The organism is Pseudomonas sp. S2_B07, from assembly GCF_054668435.1.
Genome location: NZ_CP162769.1, coordinates 136,629 through 154,214 on the forward strand (window position 1 = coordinate 136,629; position 17,586 = coordinate 154,214).

The 17,586-nt window shown below is 61.2% G+C and carries 19 protein-coding genes and 1 pseudogene; all 20 read left to right on the forward strand.

What is annotated here, in order from left to right:
- The 20 genes and pseudogenes from AB4N43_RS00695 (at window position 1) to AB4N43_RS00790 (ending at window position 17,583) form a co-directional block, all read left to right on the forward strand.
- Window positions 1-2,010 carry a phage terminase large subunit family protein gene (locus AB4N43_RS00695; protein ID WP_460152822.1) on the forward strand — a complete coding sequence of 670 codons (2,010 nt, stop codon included), beginning with the start codon at window positions 1-3 and terminating at the stop codon, window positions 2,008-2,010.
- A 51-nt stretch (window positions 2,011-2,061) separates the two neighbouring features.
- Window positions 2,062-2,268 carry a phage head-tail joining protein gene (locus AB4N43_RS00700; RefSeq protein WP_027923826.1) on the forward strand — a complete coding sequence of 69 codons (207 nt, stop codon included), beginning with the start codon at window positions 2,062-2,064 and terminating at the stop codon, window positions 2,266-2,268.
- Window positions 2,268-3,752 (forward strand): phage portal protein, encoded by a 1,485-nt coding sequence (locus tag AB4N43_RS00705; RefSeq protein ID WP_027923827.1) that lies wholly within the window; start codon window positions 2,268-2,270, stop codon window positions 3,750-3,752. Before AB4N43_RS00700 ends, AB4N43_RS00705 begins: the two co-directional genes overlap by 1 nt.
- A complete protein-coding gene (locus AB4N43_RS00710) occupies window positions 3,749-4,897 on the forward strand; it encodes a head maturation protease, ClpP-related (RefSeq protein WP_027923828.1) in 1,149 nt (382 codons plus the stop codon). Before AB4N43_RS00705 ends, AB4N43_RS00710 begins: the two co-directional genes overlap by 4 nt.
- Window positions 4,894-5,238, forward strand: a complete 345-nt coding sequence (locus AB4N43_RS00715) for a head decoration protein (protein ID WP_027923829.1) — start codon at window positions 4,894-4,896, stop codon at window positions 5,236-5,238. The genes AB4N43_RS00710 and AB4N43_RS00715 overlap by 4 nt, the downstream gene beginning before the upstream one ends.
- A 62-nt stretch (window positions 5,239-5,300) precedes the next feature.
- Complete coding sequence (locus AB4N43_RS00720; RefSeq protein WP_027923830.1) at window positions 5,301-6,296, forward strand: major capsid protein; 996 nt, start codon at window positions 5,301-5,303, stop codon at window positions 6,294-6,296.
- Between the two features lie 2 nt (window positions 6,297-6,298).
- On the forward strand, window positions 6,299-6,613 hold the full coding sequence (locus tag AB4N43_RS00725; RefSeq protein ID WP_027923831.1) for a head-tail joining protein: 315 nt from the start codon (window positions 6,299-6,301) through the stop codon (window positions 6,611-6,613).
- Window positions 6,610-7,244 (forward strand): annotated as a pseudogene (locus AB4N43_RS00730) (phage tail protein). Before AB4N43_RS00725 ends, AB4N43_RS00730 begins: the two are co-directional and overlap by 4 nt.
- Window positions 7,237-7,800, forward strand: coding sequence for a hypothetical protein (locus tag AB4N43_RS00735; RefSeq protein WP_050590201.1), 564 nt, complete (start codon window positions 7,237-7,239; stop codon window positions 7,798-7,800). The pseudogene AB4N43_RS00730 and the gene AB4N43_RS00735 overlap by 8 nt, the downstream one beginning before the upstream one ends.
- Window positions 7,767-8,327, forward strand: coding sequence for a phage baseplate assembly protein V (locus AB4N43_RS00740; RefSeq protein WP_027923833.1), 561 nt, complete (start codon window positions 7,767-7,769; stop codon window positions 8,325-8,327). The genes AB4N43_RS00735 and AB4N43_RS00740 overlap by 34 nt, the downstream gene beginning before the upstream one ends.
- Window positions 8,328-8,384: 57 nt before the next feature.
- The gene (locus AB4N43_RS00745) at window positions 8,385-8,606 is read left to right on the forward strand and encodes a hypothetical protein (RefSeq protein ID WP_032833526.1); all 222 of its coding nucleotides are present in this window, start codon (window positions 8,385-8,387) and stop codon (window positions 8,604-8,606) included.
- Between the two features lie 13 nt (window positions 8,607-8,619).
- A complete protein-coding gene (locus AB4N43_RS00750; protein ID WP_027923834.1) occupies window positions 8,620-8,946 on the forward strand; it encodes a GPW/gp25 family protein in 327 nt (108 codons plus the stop codon).
- On the forward strand, window positions 8,943-9,821 hold the full coding sequence (locus tag AB4N43_RS00755; protein WP_027923835.1) for a baseplate assembly protein: 879 nt from the start codon (window positions 8,943-8,945) through the stop codon (window positions 9,819-9,821). The genes AB4N43_RS00750 and AB4N43_RS00755 overlap by 4 nt, the downstream gene beginning before the upstream one ends.
- A 1-nt stretch (window position 9,822) precedes the next feature.
- Window positions 9,823-10,434, forward strand: coding sequence for a phage tail protein I (locus AB4N43_RS00760; RefSeq protein WP_027923836.1), 612 nt, complete (start codon window positions 9,823-9,825; stop codon window positions 10,432-10,434).
- A complete protein-coding gene (locus AB4N43_RS00765) occupies window positions 10,427-12,478 on the forward strand; it encodes a phage tail-collar fiber domain-containing protein (RefSeq protein WP_460152827.1) in 2,052 nt (683 codons plus the stop codon). The genes AB4N43_RS00760 and AB4N43_RS00765 overlap by 8 nt, the downstream gene beginning before the upstream one ends.
- Window positions 12,478-12,960 (forward strand): phage tail assembly chaperone, encoded by a 483-nt coding sequence (locus AB4N43_RS00770; RefSeq protein ID WP_155953729.1) that lies wholly within the window; start codon window positions 12,478-12,480, stop codon window positions 12,958-12,960. The genes AB4N43_RS00765 and AB4N43_RS00770 overlap by 1 nt, the downstream gene beginning before the upstream one ends.
- A gap of 136 nt (window positions 12,961-13,096) precedes the next feature.
- Window positions 13,097-14,260 (forward strand): phage tail sheath subtilisin-like domain-containing protein, encoded by a 1,164-nt coding sequence (locus AB4N43_RS00775; RefSeq protein WP_027923837.1) that lies wholly within the window; start codon window positions 13,097-13,099, stop codon window positions 14,258-14,260.
- Between the two features lie 12 nt (window positions 14,261-14,272).
- The gene (locus tag AB4N43_RS00780; RefSeq protein ID WP_027923838.1) at window positions 14,273-14,776 is read left to right on the forward strand and encodes a phage major tail tube protein; all 504 of its coding nucleotides are present in this window, start codon (window positions 14,273-14,275) and stop codon (window positions 14,774-14,776) included.
- Between the two features lie 11 nt (window positions 14,777-14,787).
- Complete coding sequence (locus AB4N43_RS00785; protein WP_410921711.1) at window positions 14,788-15,096, forward strand: phage tail assembly protein; 309 nt, start codon at window positions 14,788-14,790, stop codon at window positions 15,094-15,096.
- Between the two features lie 141 nt (window positions 15,097-15,237).
- Entirely contained in the window at window positions 15,238-17,583 is a 2,346-nt protein-coding gene (locus AB4N43_RS00790; RefSeq protein WP_027923840.1) for a phage tail tape measure protein, read from the forward strand.
- The last annotated feature ends 3 nt before the right edge of the window (window positions 17,584-17,586 follow it).

A 17,586-nucleotide genomic window follows, 5' to 3' on the forward strand; every position in this document is an offset into this window, starting at 1 on the left:
ATGTCAGCGGAAATGCCCGACGGTGCAGCGGTGTACCGGGAGGCGTACTTTCGCGGGCTGCGACCCGAGCCGGATGTCTGGATCGATCAATGGGCTGACGAGTTCATGCGCATTCCGCGTGATGCAGGGGCTGCCGAACCTGGGCAGTACCGCACAGCGCGAACACCCTATGCCCGCGAGCCCATGCGTTGCCTATCGCCGGCACATCCGTGCAAGCGCGTGGTGACCATGGTGGCTTCGCAGTTGATGAAAACCCAGATCGCCTTGAACTGGATTGGCGGTCTGATCCATATGGCACCGTCTAACATTCTCACACTATTGCCCAGCCTGGGATTGGCCAAGCGAGTCTCGTCGCGCATCGGCAAGACCATCAAGGCCACCCCGGTGCTACGCGAACGGGTGGCGGCGAACCGTTCGCGTTCTGCACGCAACACCATGGACACCAAAGAGTTCGAGGGTGGTTCGTTGTATGTCACCACCGCCGGCTCGGCGGCGAACCTGTCAGAGTTGTCGGCCCGTTATATCTACGGCGATGAAGTGGATCGCTGGGTTGTGGACGTGGGCGAGGAGGGCGACCCGATCGAGCTGGCTGAAACCCGGGGCAGTACGTTTGGCCGTAACGCCAAGTTTTACTTTTCCAGTTCGCCGACGATCAGAGGGGCTTCGCGTATTGCCGATCTGTTCGAGACCAGCGACCAGCGTTTTTACTACGTGCCATGCCCGACTTGCGGGCACATGCAAGTCTTGGAATGGGAGCGCCTGCATTACTCGGCGGATTGCCAACTGGCGCACTACGAGTGCGCCGGGCCCGACTGTGACGTGCTGATCGAAGAACATCACAAGGGCGAGATGTTGACCAAGGGCGAGTGGCGCGCGCATGCCACAGGTGATGGCGAAACCGTCGGCTTCAACCTCAATGCGTTGTACTCGCCTCCCGGCTGGACCGGTTGGGCATCACTGGCCAAGCAGTTCGAGAAGGCCAAAACCGCCATGTCTCGCGGCGATTTGGAACCCATGCAGGTGTTCTACAACACCCGTCTGGCGAAGGTTTGGGACAGTGCCCAGGAGCAAACCAAAGCGGATGTCCTGATGGCGCGGGCACGCCTGGAAAGCTATGGGCTGGGTTCGATGCCGTTTGCTGTGTTGATGCTCACGGCTTCGGTGGATGTCCAAGCCAACCGGCTGGAGTTCATGGTGGTCGGTTGGGGCGCCGGCATGGAGCGTTGGATCATCGACTACCAGGTGATCTGGGGCGATCCGTCCGACGACCGCACCTGGTCGGTGCTCGATGACAAACTCAAGGCGCGTTACCCCCACCCGTGTGGTGTGGAGCTGACGATCCGGGCGGCCGGCATCGACTCCGGTGGTAACCACACCGACGAGGTTTACCAGTTCTGCCGGCTGCGGCGTTGGCGCAACATCTTCGCCGTCAAGGGCGCGAGCAAGCCGGGTCGACCGGTCATTGCGCAGCGGCCATCGATGATGGATGTCACTTGGAAAGGTCAGACCGAACGTAAGGGCGTCGAGCTGTGGTTCGTCGGCACTGACACCGCCAAAGATTGGATCTACAACCGCTATCCAGTGGAGGACGGTCCCGGTGCATTGCACTTTGCCAACGACCTGCCCGATGATTTTTTTGCCCAATGTGTCGCCGAACGCAAGGTGACCCGTTACGTCAAAGGCTACAAAAAAATTGAATGGGTCAAGGGCAAAGCGGAGCGTAACGAAGCCCTCGATTTGATGGTGTACAGCCTGGCGATGGCGCATTACTTGGGCTTGAATCGCTACAAGGAACACGACTGGGAGCGGGTGAGAAATGCTCTGTTTCAGGCGGCGCCACTGGGCGAGAAAGCTGTCACGTTTGAGCGTGTCAGCGCTCCGGAGATATCACGGCAGCCAACTGCAGATCCCGCACCGCCACCGGTCAAGTCAGCCGGAGCACCGGTGCTGATTGCACGCCCCCCACAGCGTCGCACCTCCAACAGCGGCTACCTGAAAAAACGACGCTGAGTGAAAACGCTCAGTTGCACACCCCGTTGTCTTTTACTTTAGAGCGATCCCATGGCCTTTACCCAACAGCAACTCGATGCGGTCGAGAAGGCAATCGCGCGCGGCGAAAAAATCGTGCGCTACGCGGATCGCAACGTTGAGTACCGCGACATCGACGAACTGCTCAGGGCACGCGATGAAATTCGCAGCTCGCTGATTGCGGCGGCTGGTCCTCGGTCGCGCATCGTACGGCTTTATCATGGAGGCAAGGGACTGTAATGGCTCGTCACTTTCCCACCTTGGGCCGCAGCGGTTTCCTGATTCCGTCGAACATCAAGGCCAGTTACGAAGGGGCCGCCGAAGGGCGTCGTTCCGCGAGTTGGGATGCACCCGACGCCGGCTTCAACAGCATTGCGATTCCGGCGTTGCGCAACCTGCGCTCACGTTCCCGCGCAGCGGTGCGCAATGACCCGTACGCCTTCAACGTCATCGATAAACGGGTCAGCAATCTGATCGGCACCGGCATCACGCCGCGGCCCAAAACCCAAGACGATGAACTTCGGCACCTGCTACAGGAACTCTGGGCCGATTGGGCAGAAGAGTCAGATGCCGATGGTCTGACTGACTTCTACGGACAACAGGCCCTGATCGCGCGGACCGTGGAAACGGCCGGTGAATGTTTTGTTCGCTTGCGTCCGCGCAGCCTCGACGAAGGCTTGGTGGTGCCGTTGCAGCTTCAGGTGCTGGCCCCGGAATTTGTGCCGCACGACAAGTTCGAGGCGGCGCGCAATGGCAACGTTATCCGCGCCGGGATCGAGTTCACTCCGGACAGCCGTCGGGTAGCGTATTGGATGTACCGTTCGCATCCCGGAGATGCCTCGTCCTTGAACAGTGGCTACAACCAGCTGGTGCGGGTGCCGGCCAGCCAGGTGCTGCACATTTTTGAGCCGGTCGAGCCGGGACAGTTGCGCGGCTTGCCACGCTTGTCGCCGGTCCTCAAACGCTTGCGCAGCCTGGACAATTACGACGATGCGGTGCTGTTCCGTCAGGAGGTGGCGAATCTGTTCGCCGGTTTCATCAAAAAGCCATCGCCGGATGACATCCAGACTCCAGTGGACCCGGTGACCGGTGCGCCGTTGAACCTTGCCTCGGATGGATTCACGCCCATGGTCGCCCTGGAACCCGGGACCATGCAGGAGCTGTTACCGGGCGAGGAGGTTGAGTTTTCCACGCCACCGGACGCGGGTAACAACTACGCGGACTTCATGCGTCAGCAACTGATGGCCGCGGCCGCCGGTGCCGGGATGCCCTACGAAATTCTCACGGGCGACATGCGCGGGGTGAATGACCGCGCACTGCGCGTGGTACTCACTGAGTTCCGGCGTCGCCTGGAGCAACTGCAATTTGGTGTGTATGTGCACCAGTTGTGTCGCCCGGTGCGGGCCGCCTGGATGGACATGGCGGTGCTCAGTGGCGCCGTGCTGTTGCCGGACTATGCCCAGCGCCGACGTGAGTACCTGCGCACGCGCTGGGTGCCACAAGGCTGGGCCTATATCCATCCGGTTCAGGATGTTCAGTCCCGCACGATGGAAGTCAACGCCGGCTTCGCCTCGCGCAGCGAGATGGTCTTGCGCACCGGTTATGACGCCGAAACGGTGGACGAAGAAAACGCCGCCGATGCCGAGCGGGCTCGGGGCAAAGGTCTTAATTACAGCACGCTCGTCGAACTGCTTCAGGCGCTCGACGACCAGGAGCAAACATGAGCAAAAACGCGACTCCGCGCATTTACAACAGGGCCGGCGAACACGTGCCAGTGCAGGACAAAAGCTGGTACGCCGTGCACGCCAGCGGCGAAGCCACCGAGCGCGTGATCGAAGTCTTTGTGTATGGCGAGATCGGTACCTGGGGCATTACCGCCAGTCAGTTCATGCAGGATCTGCGCGCCGTCGATGACGGCGTGTCACCGGTCATCGCGGCGTTCAACAGCATCGGCGGCGACCTGTTCGACGGGTTGGCCATGCACAACACCTTGTCGCGGTTGGGCGAGCGTTGCACGGCTCGCATCGACGCGTTGGCTGCGAGCGCGGCCAGTGTCGCGGTGTGCGGTGCCCACAAGGTGGTGATCGCGGCCAATGCCATGTACATGATCCACAATCCGTGGACCTATGCGGCCGGCGATGCCGACAGCTTTCGTAAAGTGGCCGATGTCCTCGACCAAACCATGGAGGCAATCATCGCGGCCTACATGGCCAAGGCACCGAACATCGATGAAGCTGAGCTGCGGCGCATGGTCGCCGCTGAAACCTGGCTCACTGCCAATGAAGCAGTGGCCCTGGGCTTGGCCGATGAGGTCGGCGACGGGGTTCAGGTCAAAGCGTGTTTGGGACAGGGCGCGGTGCTCCAGCGTTACCAGCACGCACCGGCCGAACTGCTGGCCCAACTTGATGAGGCACCCGAACCGGATCCGAAGTTGGAGCCACACGATCCACCCGCGCCCGTGGTCGACTCGGCCAAGCTGGCGTTGTTGATCACTCAGCGTTGTGCCGAGTCAGGGATCAGCAACCTGGTCGCGCCGTTGCTCAGTTCGACCCAGCTTGAAAGCGAGGAGATCGTCCTGGCGGGGCTAACCCGGGCCAAGGCGGTGCATGACCTGTGCGTCGCAGCACGCCTTCCAGAGCTCAGCGCCGATTACGTGGCCGCGGGGCTGGATGAGCCCGCGGTGCGGGCGCGGCTGTTCGACAAGATCGTCAGCAGCGGCAACGGTTTCGAAATCGACAACAGCGTGCCCCTCGACGATGACCCCGCGCCGAAGGTGCAGGCGAAACAACCGAATCCTTCTTCGATCTGGGCCGCCCGTTCGGCGGCCCATGCCGGGCAATCCAACAGTGCAAAAGGAGCACGAGCATGACCGTAAAGTACGAAACGCTACACGCTGGCGAGTTTCTGCTCTCCGAAGGGGCCGGGAAGATCTCTCGTGAATCCATTCTGGTGGCCGCTGGCCCCGCATTGAATGCCGGCCAGGTGCTGGGACTGGTCACCGCGACCAATGAGTTTGCGCCTTACGATCCCGTCGCCACCGACGGCACGGAAGTGGCGACGTGCATCCTGTACGGGCCACTGGGCGAATCGACCGAGGAGCGTCGAGCCAGTGCGGTGGTGCGACTGGCCGAGGTCAGCGAGGTGCATTTGACTGGTTTCGACGCTGACGCTGAAGCAGCCTTGGCGACTCAGTTTGTGATTGCCCGCTAAGTCAGTTCCCTTTTCCCCAACCCCGCCCTGTGCGGGGTTTTGCATTTCTGGAGAGCCTCTTTATGGCCGATATTGGCATTTTTAACGACGATGTATTTTCGGTGTCCTCGCTGACCGCAGCGATCAACGAACAGGAATATTTGCCGGGGCGCATCAGCAGTCTGGGCCTGTTTCGCGAGGAAGGCATCAGCACCCTGACCGTCCAGATCGAAAAGGACGGTAACACCCTGGCGCTGGTGCCGGCGGGTGAGCGCGGCACCTCGGGGCTGGTCGTGGGTGCCAGCAAGCGGCAGATGATTCCGTTCAACACCGTGCACCTGCCGCAGCGTTTCACCATAAAGGCCGACGAGATTCAAGGCATTCGCGCCTTTGGTACGACCACCGAACTGCAGGCGGTGCAGGGCGTAGTAAACACGCGCCTGAGCAAAGCCAAGCGTCAACTCGATGCCACCCATGAATTTCAGCGCATGGGTGCGCTCAATGGTCTGGTGCTGGACGCGGATGGCTCAACGGTCCTGCTGAACATCTATCAGGCATTTGGTGTGGAGCAACAACGCCTGTCCATGGGCCTGAACGACTCGGCGACGAAGATCCGAGTCAAGTGCGCCGAAGCGCTGGACATGCAAGACGATGAGCTGGGCAGCGTGACCAGCTCGGGCGCGCGAGCCTTCTGTGGCAAGAATTTCTGGAACAAGCTGATCACGCACAAATCGGTTGAGGAAACCTACCTCAATACGATCCAGGCCGCGGAATTGCGTGGCGATGCGCGGGACAGTTTCGAGCTGGGTGGCATCGTCTGGGAGCGCTACCGGGGGCGCATCGCTGGCGTATCGTTTATCCACGACGATCAGGCGTTATTGATTCCTGAAGGCGTGCCGGAGCTGTACATCTCCTGCTTTGCCCCTGCGGACTACATGGAGACCGCCAATACCCAAGGCCTGCCGTATTACAGCAAGCTGGAACCACTGCCGTTCAACAAGGGCATGGCCGGCGAAGCCCAGTCCAACCCATTGCACCTGTGTACGCGTCCGCGGGCGCAGATCCTGCTGACGCTCTGATCATGGCCTTTCGAGAGCTGGTCGCGGAAATCGACAGCGTGGTGTTCGACACCCTGGCCGACGTTGGCTACATCGAAGGTCGGCGGGTGCTGGGCATGTTTTCGGCACCCTGGTTGCAACCCAAGATCGGTCGCTTGAACACCGGTCTGCGCGAGCCGTGTTTTCACATTCGGGTCGCCGATGCCGCGGGCGTGGAAAAAACGCAAACGGTGCTCATCGAGTTGCCCGCCCTGGACGGCGGTGGCGAGTACACCCTGACGCACCTGGAACCAGCGGGTGATGGGCTGGTGGCCTTGTCGCTGAGGTTAAAAGCATGAGTGCTGTGCCGGTGTCGCTGCAGCTTTCGGCTGACGATGTGCAGGCTTTTGAACAACTGGCCAAGGTGATGCCCAAGGCCGTGGCCGCGGCGCAACGACGGGCGATTAACAAGACGTTGGGGTGGCTGGCCACACACACATGGCGCGCGATGTCAGCAAGCAGGAGCGGATTGCCGTGCGGGCAGTGCGGCAGCGTCTGCGTTGTTATCCCATCAAAGGCCAGGGGCAACCGGGCAAACTTTGGTTCGGCACCAACCCAATGGACGCCAGCCGGGTAGGGAATCCCCGTCAGGGCAAGGCCGGTGTCTCGGTGGCGGGACGACGGTATCAGGGCGCTTTTTACAAGCGTGTGTATGGCAACAAGGCGGATATCTGGATTCGTACCTCCAGCAAACATTTCAACCCGGACGACTATCCCGGCGGCGCATCCGCGACAGGGGGTAAGAGCTCGGGTTGGATCGCGGAAAACGACAATCGTTTTCCGCTCGCCAAGGCCACGGTTTCGCTCGAAGACGCCGAAGAGCCTTTTTACACCTGGGCCAACAAAGCCGATGAGCGCCTGCTGATCGTGTTCAAGCAGGAAATGAACTTTGAACTGCATAAGTACCTGAAGGGGAGCGCCCGTGTCTGATCCTGCTTTTTCGCTGGACGCGCTGTACGCCGCCATAGAGGAACACCTCCGCCAAGCGCTGCCCTCTGTGCGATTTGTCGCGACCTGTCCAGACATTCAGGACCGGGTAGCGCTGCCGGCGGTGTTCCTGGAACCGGTGGAGTTTGAGCCCGGGCAAGACATCGGTACCGGTGAAACGGTGCTGGTCCAACGTTTTGAAGCGCGAATTATTGTCGCGCCCGAGTTGGGCCGGCATCAGCAACTCGGTGCCCAATTGGCGGCGCAAATAGCAATCCTCCTTCGGGGGCAGACCTGGGGTCTGGACAATGTCGAGCAGGCGCAATTCGTGGCCTCGCGCCAAGACTGGACCAAGCCCGAACTGGATGGCTACACCGTGTGGGTGGTGGAATGGACTCAGCAGATCTACCTTGGCGAAGTCGAGTGGCAGTGGCCAGTCGAGCCTCCTGGCACGCTGTACCTGAACGTCGATGGCTGCACCGGTACCGGCAATGAAGATCACTACTTTCAGCCGGAGGATCTGGCATGGGATACGCCAGCGCCGAACATGACCGGATGATCGCTGCGATGCTGATGCCCTGTGTGGTGGTCGGCATTGATCTGATGGCCGGGCGAGTGCGGGTCAAGGCCGGTACTTGGGTCAGTGCCTGGGTGCGTTGGCACAGTCTGGCGGCGGGCAAGGCCCGTCATTGGCGCGCGCCGAGCCTGAATGAGCAGGGCGCGCTGTTCAGCCCCAGCGGTGATCCGGCGATGGGCACGTTCATCCCGGGGCTGTATGGCAACGCCGGGGCCCCGCCGGACAACCGCGATCACGTCGAGGCCTGGTACTTCGACGATGGCGGCTCACTGGTCTACGACTGGCAAGCCGGCAGCTACAGCATCGCGTTACCCGACGGCAGCCGCGCGACCATCGCGGTCGGTGGCTCGCAGTTTGAAGTGACGCCGTCTCAAGTCCGGGTGACGGCCAGCCAGATCACGCTGGCGGGTGAGGTGAACATCGACGGTGCGCTGAGCGTATCCGGCGACATCACCGGCGCCGGCACGATCATGGATGCCGGAGGCAACAGCAGCAACCACTCGCATTGAGTGCACATCATCTTCAGCCCGCCTCGTGCGGGCTTTTTTATGTCTGGAGAAAAAATCATGACGAGTAAATCCACGCCAGTTCCGGCCGCCACGGTTGCACCCGCGCCGGCCACGCTGAGCTTCTTTCGCGACACGCTGTTCACCTCGCGGGTGCTGATCCTGCTGGACGCCGAGCGCACCTTGAAAGTGGAAAAGGGCCAGGTTGTGGTGGCCTCGGATGACACGGTGGCGATCGAGTATTTGCACGGTCGCAAGGACTTTGTCGCGGTCGAGGGCTGATCGAGTGATCGGGATGATCGGACTGGACCGCCGCACCGGCCAACTCATCTCCGGCCTCGATCACCTGCGCCAGTCCATCGAGGACATCTTGTCCACGCCCTTGGGCAGCCGCCGCATGCGCCCGGAGTACGGCAGCAAGCTGCGGCGCTTTGTCGACTTGCCGGTGAATGACGGCTGGAAAAGTGCCGTGCAAGCGGAAGTGGCCAGCACGCTCGGGCGTTGGGAGCCGCGCTTGAAACTGGGCCGGGTGCGCGCCGTGGCCATTCTCGAAGGGCGTATCACCTTTGAGCTGATCGGGCAGTACCTCGGCAGCGACGTGATTTTGGAGGTGTCCGCATGACCATGGAACTGGCGGCTCTGCCGCCGCCGCAAGTGCTGGAAGACCTCGACTTTGAGGCGGTCTACCAAGAGAAACTTGAAGCCTTCCGCCTGAGCATGGGCGACAACTGGAGCGCGGAGCTGGAAAGTGATCCGGTGCTCAAGCTGATCGAGCAGGCCGCGTATGGCGCCTTGCAGAACCGGGCGCGAGTCAACGATGCCGGCAAGGCGCTGTTGCTAGCCCATGCCGAGCGGGCCGACCTCGATCACCTGGCTGCCAACGTCAACCTGCAGCGTCTGGTGATTCAGGCCGGAGATCCGAGCACGGTACCGCCGACGCCGCAGGTGCTCGAAGAGGACGATGCCCTGCGCGAGCGGGTGCAGTTGTCGTATGAGGGGCTGACCACGGCAGGGCCGCGTAACAGCTACATCCTGCATGCGCGCAACGCCTCCGGGCTGGTGGCCGATGCCACGGCAGAAAGCCCATCGCCGGCCGTGGTGGTGGTCACCGTGCTCAGCCTCGAAGGCAGCGGCACCGCTTCGCCCGAGTTACTCGAACAGGTTCGGTTGCACCTGAATGACGAAGATGTGCGGCCAGTGGCCGATCGGCTCACGGTGCAGAGTGCGGCGGTGATCGACTACCGCATCGAGGCGGTGTTGTATCCGCAGGCCCCGGGGCCGGAAAACGAAGCCTACCTGGCTGAAAGCCAGAAGCGCCTGAGCGAGTGGATCAACCCACGTCGCCGTCTGGGGCTGGAAGTCGCGCGCTCGGGCGTCGATGCACAGCTGCACATTCCCGGCATCGCCCGGGTCGAGCTGCTGGGCTGGACCGATCTCAAACCCAGCAAGGCCGAGGCAGCGTATTGCACTGGATACACCGTGACCTTGGGGGCCTGACATGAGCAGTCAGTTACCGCTCAACAGCACGCCGCTGGAACTGGCCGTGGAAGCGGCCAACTACGAAAACACATTGATTCCGCTACGCAACTTGTATGACGCCGACTCGTGTCCTGAGCACTTGCTGCCGTATCTGGCCTGGTCCTGGTCGGTGGACCGCTGGAACAACAACTGGACCCAGGAGGCCAAGCGCACGGCGATCCGTTCGGCGTACGACGTGCATGCGCGCAAAGGCACCATTGGTGCGTTGCGCCGAGTAGTAGAGCCCTTGGGCTACCTGATCGACGTGGTCGAGTGGTTCGACACCGTGCCGGAAGGCGTTCCCGGCACCTTTGCCCTGGAGGTCGGGCTGAATGACTCGGGCATCACCGAGGAGCTGTACGAGGAACTGGCGTGGTTGATCGACGACGCCCGCCCGGTTAGCCGGCACATGACCAACCTGGCGCTCAGTCTGCAGACCGAGGGCGTACTGGGCATAGCTGTGTGCGTGCAAGAAGGCGAAGAGATCGACGTATTCCCACCAGCCCCGAAAGACATCGACGTGACCGGCACTTTTGGCCCGGCGCTCTGCGTCGATGAAACCGATACCTTGGACGTTTATCCCTATGATTGATAAGACCAGTCAGTTTTTTGCCATCCTCACCGCCGTGGGCGAAGCCAAGCACGCCAATGCCATCGCCATGGGCCAGGACTGGATGTTTACCGAGATGGGCCTGGGCGATGCCAACGGCACCGACCCGATTCCCGACCGCCTGCAAACTCAGTTGATCAACGAATGGCGCCGGGCGCCGATCAATCAGATCCGAGTCGATCCGGCCAACCCCAACACAGTGATCACCGAGCAAATCATTCCGCCCGAAGTAGGCGGCGAGTGGATTCGCGAGATCGGTCTATATGACGTCGACGGCGACCTGGTGGCGGTGGCCAACTGTGCGCCGAGCTATAAACCGTTGCTCGACCAGGGCAGCGGCAAGACTCAGGTTGTGCGGATGAATTTCATCGTCAGCAGCTCGGCGAACATCGTGCTGAAGATTGACCCAGCCGTCGTGCTGGCCACGCGTGAATACGTGGACCTCAAGATTCAGGAGGAACTGGCCAAGCTGGATCACAAACAATCGGCGCGAGTGGCAGCGACCGCCGCCATTACCCTCAGCAATCTGCAGACGGTCGATGACGTGGCTGTGGCCACCGGTGACCGAGTGCTGGTCACCGCTCAGGCGCTGGCACAGGACAACGGGATCTATGTCGCCAGCGCCGACAGCTGGACGCGGGCCGCCGATGCCGACAACAGCCTGGAAGTGACCCCGGGGCTGTTTATCCACGTCGAGCAGGGCACGACCAACGGCGACAGCCTCTGGCAGTTGGTCACCGACGCGCCGATCAACCTCGGTACCACCAGTTTGCAGTTCGACATGATCGCGGGTGGCAGTGGGGCAGGCGTAGGGACCTTTCGCAGTGTCACCGTCGATGCCCTTGGGCGGGTGGTCGCCGGTACCAACCCGACCACTCTGGATGGCTACGGCATCACCGATGCTTTGCCCGTCGACGGAACCGCGGTGGCGGCCACCCAATTGGAAACAGCGCGCACGCTGAGCGTATCCGGGGCGGCTAGCGGCAGCGTGTCGTTCGATGGTACCGCCAACGCTGACATAGCGATCACTTTGGCCGACAGCGGCGTTGCAGCGGGCAGCTATTCCACCGTCAGCGTGAATGCCCAAGGTTTGGTGACAGGCGGTGATCAGCTGACAGGCGATGACCTGGGGTTAGGAACCGCCGCATACCTCGATGCTCAAACCAACTTACACGATGTAACCGCTGATGCGCTGATGAAGGTCGGAGCGTTCGGCTTGGGCGGGCCCGCCTATATGGCGGGTGCTGTAGATATCGGCGACCTGAACACGGTGTCCGCCCTCTATTACGTCGGTGGTGCTACGGGAGCGCCAGATGGTGAACTCTATGAGGGTTGGGTTCGCGTCTCGGTTATTACACCGGGGCAATACGCCTTTCAGGAGCTATATGGGTTTAACGACCAGACCCTATACCGCCGGGCCTTGATTGCCGGTGTTTGGGACGAATGGGAAACCGTCTGGGATACATCAAATTTTGACCCTGCCTTGTACGCAGCGCTGAGTGCTCCGGCTTTCGTCAATGGCATACAGGTTTCCGGTCACGCCAACCTCTTGAACACGGCAAACGTTGGCACTGACATATCTATCGGAGGTACGGCTTACGCGGCGGGCGTGTTGTCCTACGGCAACATTACAGCCAACGCAGGACTTTACGCCGGTGGCGGTTGTTATTCCGGCTCCGGTGTTGCCATGTTTGGCACTGATGGCAACAGTTACGGGCCAATTTGGGGCGGCTATTTAAGTAGCTGGATCGCCGCCAACTATATCGCTTACTGGAATTTGATGTCCCAAATAGCCGCGCAACCGATCGGCGGCGTGGGCACCTATGGGATGTTTATTGTTGTTAAGAATATAAACTCGGGCGCAATACCACCGGGAACATTAGTGGAAGGGGGGTATCTGGGTTGGTCAAACGCGGGTGGCGAGAACTACGGGGCTCCCGGCGGTACTTGGATGGTATGCGGGGGCGTTTCAAATAGTTCTGCGGGAAATGTCTTTTCAACAACTATTTGTAAAAGGGTCGCTTAATGCTTGGCGAAGTTATTGAACCACACGTTATTCCTGAATTTGTTCCACCGGATATACCACCGCCACCTGAGCCACCTGCACCGTGGGTTTATGAAGTCAAAAACCTGAAGCAGTTTAAGGATGGGGCTATTGACTGTGAAGTTCTTCACGAAGTGTACGGTTGGATTCCATTTACGGCAGTTAAAGGTGATGACGCTCCGGCCACTGTAGCGGTATTCAATTATATTGAGGAATACAGCGTCGATGTTGGTGCCCTGCCAGTAAGCCCCGCAATCGCTGTCCATGCTGAACATGCTGAGCGTTCGTGGCGTGATCAAGAGCTGACAGTTGCGGACGTGGAACTGCTGAAAGCTGAGGACGGTGATCCTGCTTTTGTGAGTACGCCTGCGCAGTGGCGGCAGTACCGCGTGGACCTTCGCAACTGGCCCCAGTCGCCAGACTTTCCGGATTCCACCCTGCGTCCAGTGAGGCCGACCGCTTAACGATTAGATGGCCGGATAAACCGGATCAGCAGACCCCCTGACGCCCCGCATTGCCGGGGCGTTTCCTTTTCGATTACGCGTCACGTCCCTCATAGCCTCGCTTAAGCGGGGCTTTTTCGTTTTGGAGTATCACTCAATGAGTTTCTTTCACGGCGTCACCGTGACCCTGGTGGACACCGGGGCACGCCACATCGCCACCCCGTCCGCGTCGATCATCGGCCTGTGCAACACCTTCACCGTGGGCCCGCCGGCCACTGCCGCTGCCAATGAATTGCTGCTGATCACCCGCGAAAGCGAGGCAGTCGCGGCGTGGGGGCCGGACGCCGCGATCACCAAGGACTGTAAGGCTATTTTCAAGCGGGCCAAGGCGGTGATTGTCGCCGTCGGTGTGCCGTTGCTGGACGACGCGGCCGAGCAACTGTCCGCGATCATCGGCGGCGTTTGGGCCGACGGCACCCGTACCGGCATGCAGGCGTTGCTCAACGGCAAAAGCAAGTTCAACGCCCAGCCGCGATTGTTGGTGACGCCGGGGTACTCGTCGACACTGGCGGTGGGCACCGAGCTGGTGGCGTTGGGCGACAAGATGCGCGCCATGGCCATCATCGACGGGCCGAACACCACCGACGAAGCGGCGATTGCCTATGCCGCCAATTTCGGCAGCAAACACGCTTATATGGTCGATCCGGGCGTGCAGTTCTGGGACACCACGACCAGTGCCACGATCAACGCGCCGGCTTCGGCCTGGACTGCTGGCCTGTTTGCCTGGACCGATGCCACCTACGGTTTCTGGGCCTCGCCGTCGAACAAGGAGTTTGTCGGCATCACCGGCACTACGCGTCCGATCGAGTTTCTCGACGGCGATCCTTCCTGTCGGGCCAACGTGCTGAATAACGCGAATATCACCACGATCATTCGTGATGACGGCTATCGCTTGTGGGGCAACCGCACGCTGTCCAGCGACGCGAAATGGAAGTTCGTCACCCGCGTGCGCACGCTGGACATCGTCATGGACGCCATCCTCTACGCACACAAGTGGGCGGTGGACCGCTCGATCACCGCGACCTACGTCAAGGACGTGACCGAAGGCCTGCAGGCGTTCATGCGCGACCTGAAGAATCAGGGCGCAATCATCAACTTCGAGGTGTATGCCGACGAAGAGCTGAACACTTCCAGCGAACTGAGCGACGGCAAGGTGTACTGGAACATCCGTTTCACCGATGTGCCGCCGGCCGAAAACCCGAACTTCCGCGTGGAGGTGACCGATCAGTGGATCACTGAAGTGCTGGACACCGCCGCCTAAGGAGGCCGCTTTATGATTCCGGAAGTGCTCTACAACACCAACCTGTTTGTCGACGGTATCAGCCTGCAAGGCGACGTGCCGAGCCTGACCCTGCCCAAGCTGACCCTCAAAACCGACGAGTACCGTGCGGGCGGCATGGACGCGGCGGTCGAGCTCGACGTGGGGATGGAAAAGCTCGAGGCCAGCTTCATCACCAACGGCGTGCGTCGCGAGGTGCTGAAGTTCTTCGGTCAGGCCGATATGACCGGGTTCAACGCGTCGTTTCGGGGGGCCTTCAAGGGCGAGAAAGGTTCGGTCAAGGCGGTGGTTGCCACCCTGCGAGGGGGCCTCAAGGAAGTCGATCCCGGGGACTGGAAAGCGGGCGAAAAAGGTGAGTTCAAGTACGCCGTCGCGGTGACCTATTACAAGCTGGAAATCGACGGCAGCGTAATGTTTGAAATCGATCCCCTTAACTCGATTCGTGTCATTGACGGCGTCGACCAACTGGCCGCCGTGCGGTCTGCCCTGGGCATGTAAGGAGCCACACCATGAGTAATGCAAAAGACAACGTCCTGCCCAAGTGGCTGCAACTGGGTGATGGCATTGCCACCGTAGTCCTGTCTCGACCGAGCGAGGCCAACGGTATCAAGGTCGACAAGCTGACCCTGCGCGAGCCAACGGTACGCGAAATGCGCGCCGCCACATTACAGGGCGGTACCAATGAAGAAGAACAGGAAATGGTTCTGTTCTGCAGCCTGGCGAGCATCGGCCGGGGCGATCTGGAGGGGCTGCTAATGCGTGATTACCGTCGTCTGCAGACCGCCTATTTTCGTCTGGGAGCAGACGACGGGGTTTAACCCAAAACTGCAAAAAGCCCTGGCCAAACGCTTGGCCGTCGAGCTGAATTTTTCGGCGGCCGAGATTCAGGGGCTGTCGTTTTCCGAGATGGTCTGGTGGCTCACGGACTGAGCCCATCCCGTCGCACGTAGGTGAAAACCATGTCGAACAAACTCTCGCTCGGGCTGGTGATTGGCGGTGCTGTCGATTCATCCCTCGGCGCGGCCTTCAAGAACGTCAGCGGTGAAATGAAAAAGCTCGAGGCGCAAACCACGCGCGCCAAGGGCTTGCAGAAAGTCATCGGCGAGACCATGCGCCTGCGCGAGGAATGGAAAAAAGCCCACGACAGCGGCGCGGCCAATGCCGGCGCCTTGCTCAAAAAGCTGGAAGCCAACACCAGCAGCCTGCGCAAGCAGGGTGTTGAAGTCGGGCGCCTGCGTCAGGAGTACCTGGCGCTGGGCAAGGTGGTGCGCAGTGCCGAGTTCAAGGCCAAAGGTATGGGCCAGGTGCAGGACGGGCAGGAGAGCCTGCGCAGTGGATTCGGTACGGCGGTGGCCGGTACCACCCTGGCGGCCGTGCCGACCAAAATCAGTGCGGACTTTCAGGCGATCATTCGCGACATCGCGATCAAGTCCGGTACCGCGAACACGCAGCAGGAAGTAAACACCGCCCGCGACATTGTCCAGACCTCAAAGGACACCGGTATGGCCAACACCCAAGTGGCCGAGCTGGTGAACCAGTTGGTCGGTGGCGGCATGGATCTGACCGAAGCGCTGAAATACGCTCCGGTGGCCGCCAAGTTTGCGGTCGGGCAGGGCGCTTCGGGTGCCGATACGGCGAAGATGATTCTGGCGATGCAGAACAACGCCAAGATCACCGACCCGCAGAAAATGGAACAGGCCTTGGCCTCGGTCGCCCTGCTGGGTCAGCAAGGCAGCTTCGAGGCGGCCGACATGGCCAAGTGGTTTCCAGAGCTGTTGGCGCAAATGGCCGGCACCGGCATCACCGGCCAGGAGGCGGTCACGCAACTGGGGGCGATGCTGCAGGTGCAGATTAAGAGCGCCGGCAGTGCGGATGAAGCGGCGAACAACCTAAAAAACTGGGTCGCAAAAATCGGTTCGGAGGAAACGGTCAAAGGGTATGCCGATGCCGGGATTGATTATCAGGGCTCGATGAACGCCGCCATTGGCAAGGGCTTGTCGACCTTCGAGGCCAGCTTCGAACTGGCGCGCCGGTATGTGGAAAAGACCGACCCGAAAAAGTCAAAGCAGTTGGATCAGGGGTTGACCCAGATCAGCCAGGAGACGGACCCGGCCAAGGCGCAAGCGATGGCCGATGCCTTGGCCGCCACCCTGCGGACCGGCGATCTGTTTGCCGACATGCAGGTCAAGACCGCCCTGATGGCGTACACCCAGAACAAAAAATTCTACGCGGACCTGAAAAAGGGCGCCTCGGACCCCAGCGGCCCGCGCAAGGACATTCTCGACAAAAACCTGAGCGAACGTCGCGAGAGCTCGTCGCAACGCTGGGCCGAAACCGGTCAAGCGTTCAACGATTCGCTGCGGGCCATTGGTGACGCCCTGCGACCGGCGACGGATGCGCTGGCCACCGGTATCGCCGGCGCGGCGCGGGGCTTGACCGCGTTGTCCGAGCAAGCGCCCCAAGTGGTGCTGGGCCTGGCGGCAGTGAGTGCCGGGGCATTGGTGCTGGGCAAAGCCTGGGCCACGCTGAAGATTGGCCGGGGCCTGGCCAACATCGCGCGAGGTTCGGCTGGCGACCGGTCCAACATCGTGCAGCGGGTGTTCGTGACCAACGCGAATGACGACGAAGACGACGGGCTGGATCACGGCAAAGAAGGGAAGGGCGGAAAGGGCAAAAGCCCTGCAAGTCGAATGTCCCGTGGCATGAAAGTGGGCGGGGCGCTGGCGGTGGTCGGTGCCGGCGTTCAGGCATTGGACACGTACCAGAATGCGACCACCCTTGATGAAAAGGCCGCGGGCTACGGTGAGGCAGCGGGTGGGCTGGCCGGTGGTTTGGCGGGTGCAGCAGCCGGTGCGGCCATTGGTTCGGTCATTCCGCTGCTCGGCACCGCGATTGGCGGAGTGATCGGTGGCATCGTCGGCGCGTGGGGCGGCGGTGAGCTGGGCGCGACCATGGGTAAGGCGTTGTTTGGCGGGCCGGACACGCCGGCCAAAGCGCCGATCGGCATCTTGCCCATGGCTGCCGGCCAGGAAGTGGGCGCGGTCGTGCGCTCGATGGAAAACGCTCCCGCCGCGCCGGTGACGGCGGCGGCATTGATGGCGACCCCTGCGGCAAAGGCAGCCGAATGGCCGAAGGTCGATCAACAATTTACTTTCGCCCCGGCCCCGGTCATTACCGTGCAGGGCGATGTGAAAGACCCGGCGCAGTTGGCCCAAGCGTTGATGCCGCACCTGCAGCGCCAGTTTGAGGACTTCGCCCGGGAGGCGCGCGCCCGCCAGTTGTTTGATGCGCCCCATGTGGGTTGAGGA

Coding starts and splice junctions, on each gene's coding strand:
- AB4N43_RS00695 (WP_460152822.1), top strand. CDS start 1: ATGTCAGCGGAAATGCCCGACGGTGCAGCGGTGTACCGGGAGGCGTAC.
- AB4N43_RS00760 (WP_027923836.1), top strand. CDS start 9,823: ATGAGCAGTCAGTTACCGCTCAACAGCACGCCGCTGGAACTGGCCGTG.
- AB4N43_RS00780 (WP_027923838.1), top strand. CDS start 14,273: ATGATTCCGGAAGTGCTCTACAACACCAACCTGTTTGTCGACGGTATC.
- AB4N43_RS00705 (WP_027923827.1), top strand. CDS start 2,268: ATGGCTCGTCACTTTCCCACCTTGGGCCGCAGCGGTTTCCTGATTCCG.
- AB4N43_RS00720 (WP_027923830.1), top strand. CDS start 5,301: ATGGCCGATATTGGCATTTTTAACGACGATGTATTTTCGGTGTCCTCG.
- AB4N43_RS00790 (WP_027923840.1), top strand. CDS start 15,238: ATGTCGAACAAACTCTCGCTCGGGCTGGTGATTGGCGGTGCTGTCGAT.
- AB4N43_RS00755 (WP_027923835.1), top strand. CDS start 8,943: ATGACCATGGAACTGGCGGCTCTGCCGCCGCCGCAAGTGCTGGAAGAC.
- AB4N43_RS00745 (WP_032833526.1), top strand. CDS start 8,385: ATGACGAGTAAATCCACGCCAGTTCCGGCCGCCACGGTTGCACCCGCG.
- AB4N43_RS00740 (WP_027923833.1), top strand. CDS start 7,767: ATGGGATACGCCAGCGCCGAACATGACCGGATGATCGCTGCGATGCTG.
- AB4N43_RS00775 (WP_027923837.1), top strand. CDS start 13,097: ATGAGTTTCTTTCACGGCGTCACCGTGACCCTGGTGGACACCGGGGCA.
- AB4N43_RS00710 (WP_027923828.1), top strand. CDS start 3,749: ATGAGCAAAAACGCGACTCCGCGCATTTACAACAGGGCCGGCGAACAC.
- AB4N43_RS00765 (WP_460152827.1), top strand. CDS start 10,427: ATGATTGATAAGACCAGTCAGTTTTTTGCCATCCTCACCGCCGTGGGC.
- AB4N43_RS00725 (WP_027923831.1), top strand. CDS start 6,299: ATGGCCTTTCGAGAGCTGGTCGCGGAAATCGACAGCGTGGTGTTCGAC.
- AB4N43_RS00715 (WP_027923829.1), top strand. CDS start 4,894: ATGACCGTAAAGTACGAAACGCTACACGCTGGCGAGTTTCTGCTCTCC.
- AB4N43_RS00770 (WP_155953729.1), top strand. CDS start 12,478: ATGCTTGGCGAAGTTATTGAACCACACGTTATTCCTGAATTTGTTCCA.
- AB4N43_RS00700 (WP_027923826.1), top strand. CDS start 2,062: ATGGCCTTTACCCAACAGCAACTCGATGCGGTCGAGAAGGCAATCGCG.
- AB4N43_RS00750 (WP_027923834.1), top strand. CDS start 8,620: ATGATCGGACTGGACCGCCGCACCGGCCAACTCATCTCCGGCCTCGAT.
- AB4N43_RS00785 (WP_410921711.1), top strand. CDS start 14,788: ATGAGTAATGCAAAAGACAACGTCCTGCCCAAGTGGCTGCAACTGGGT.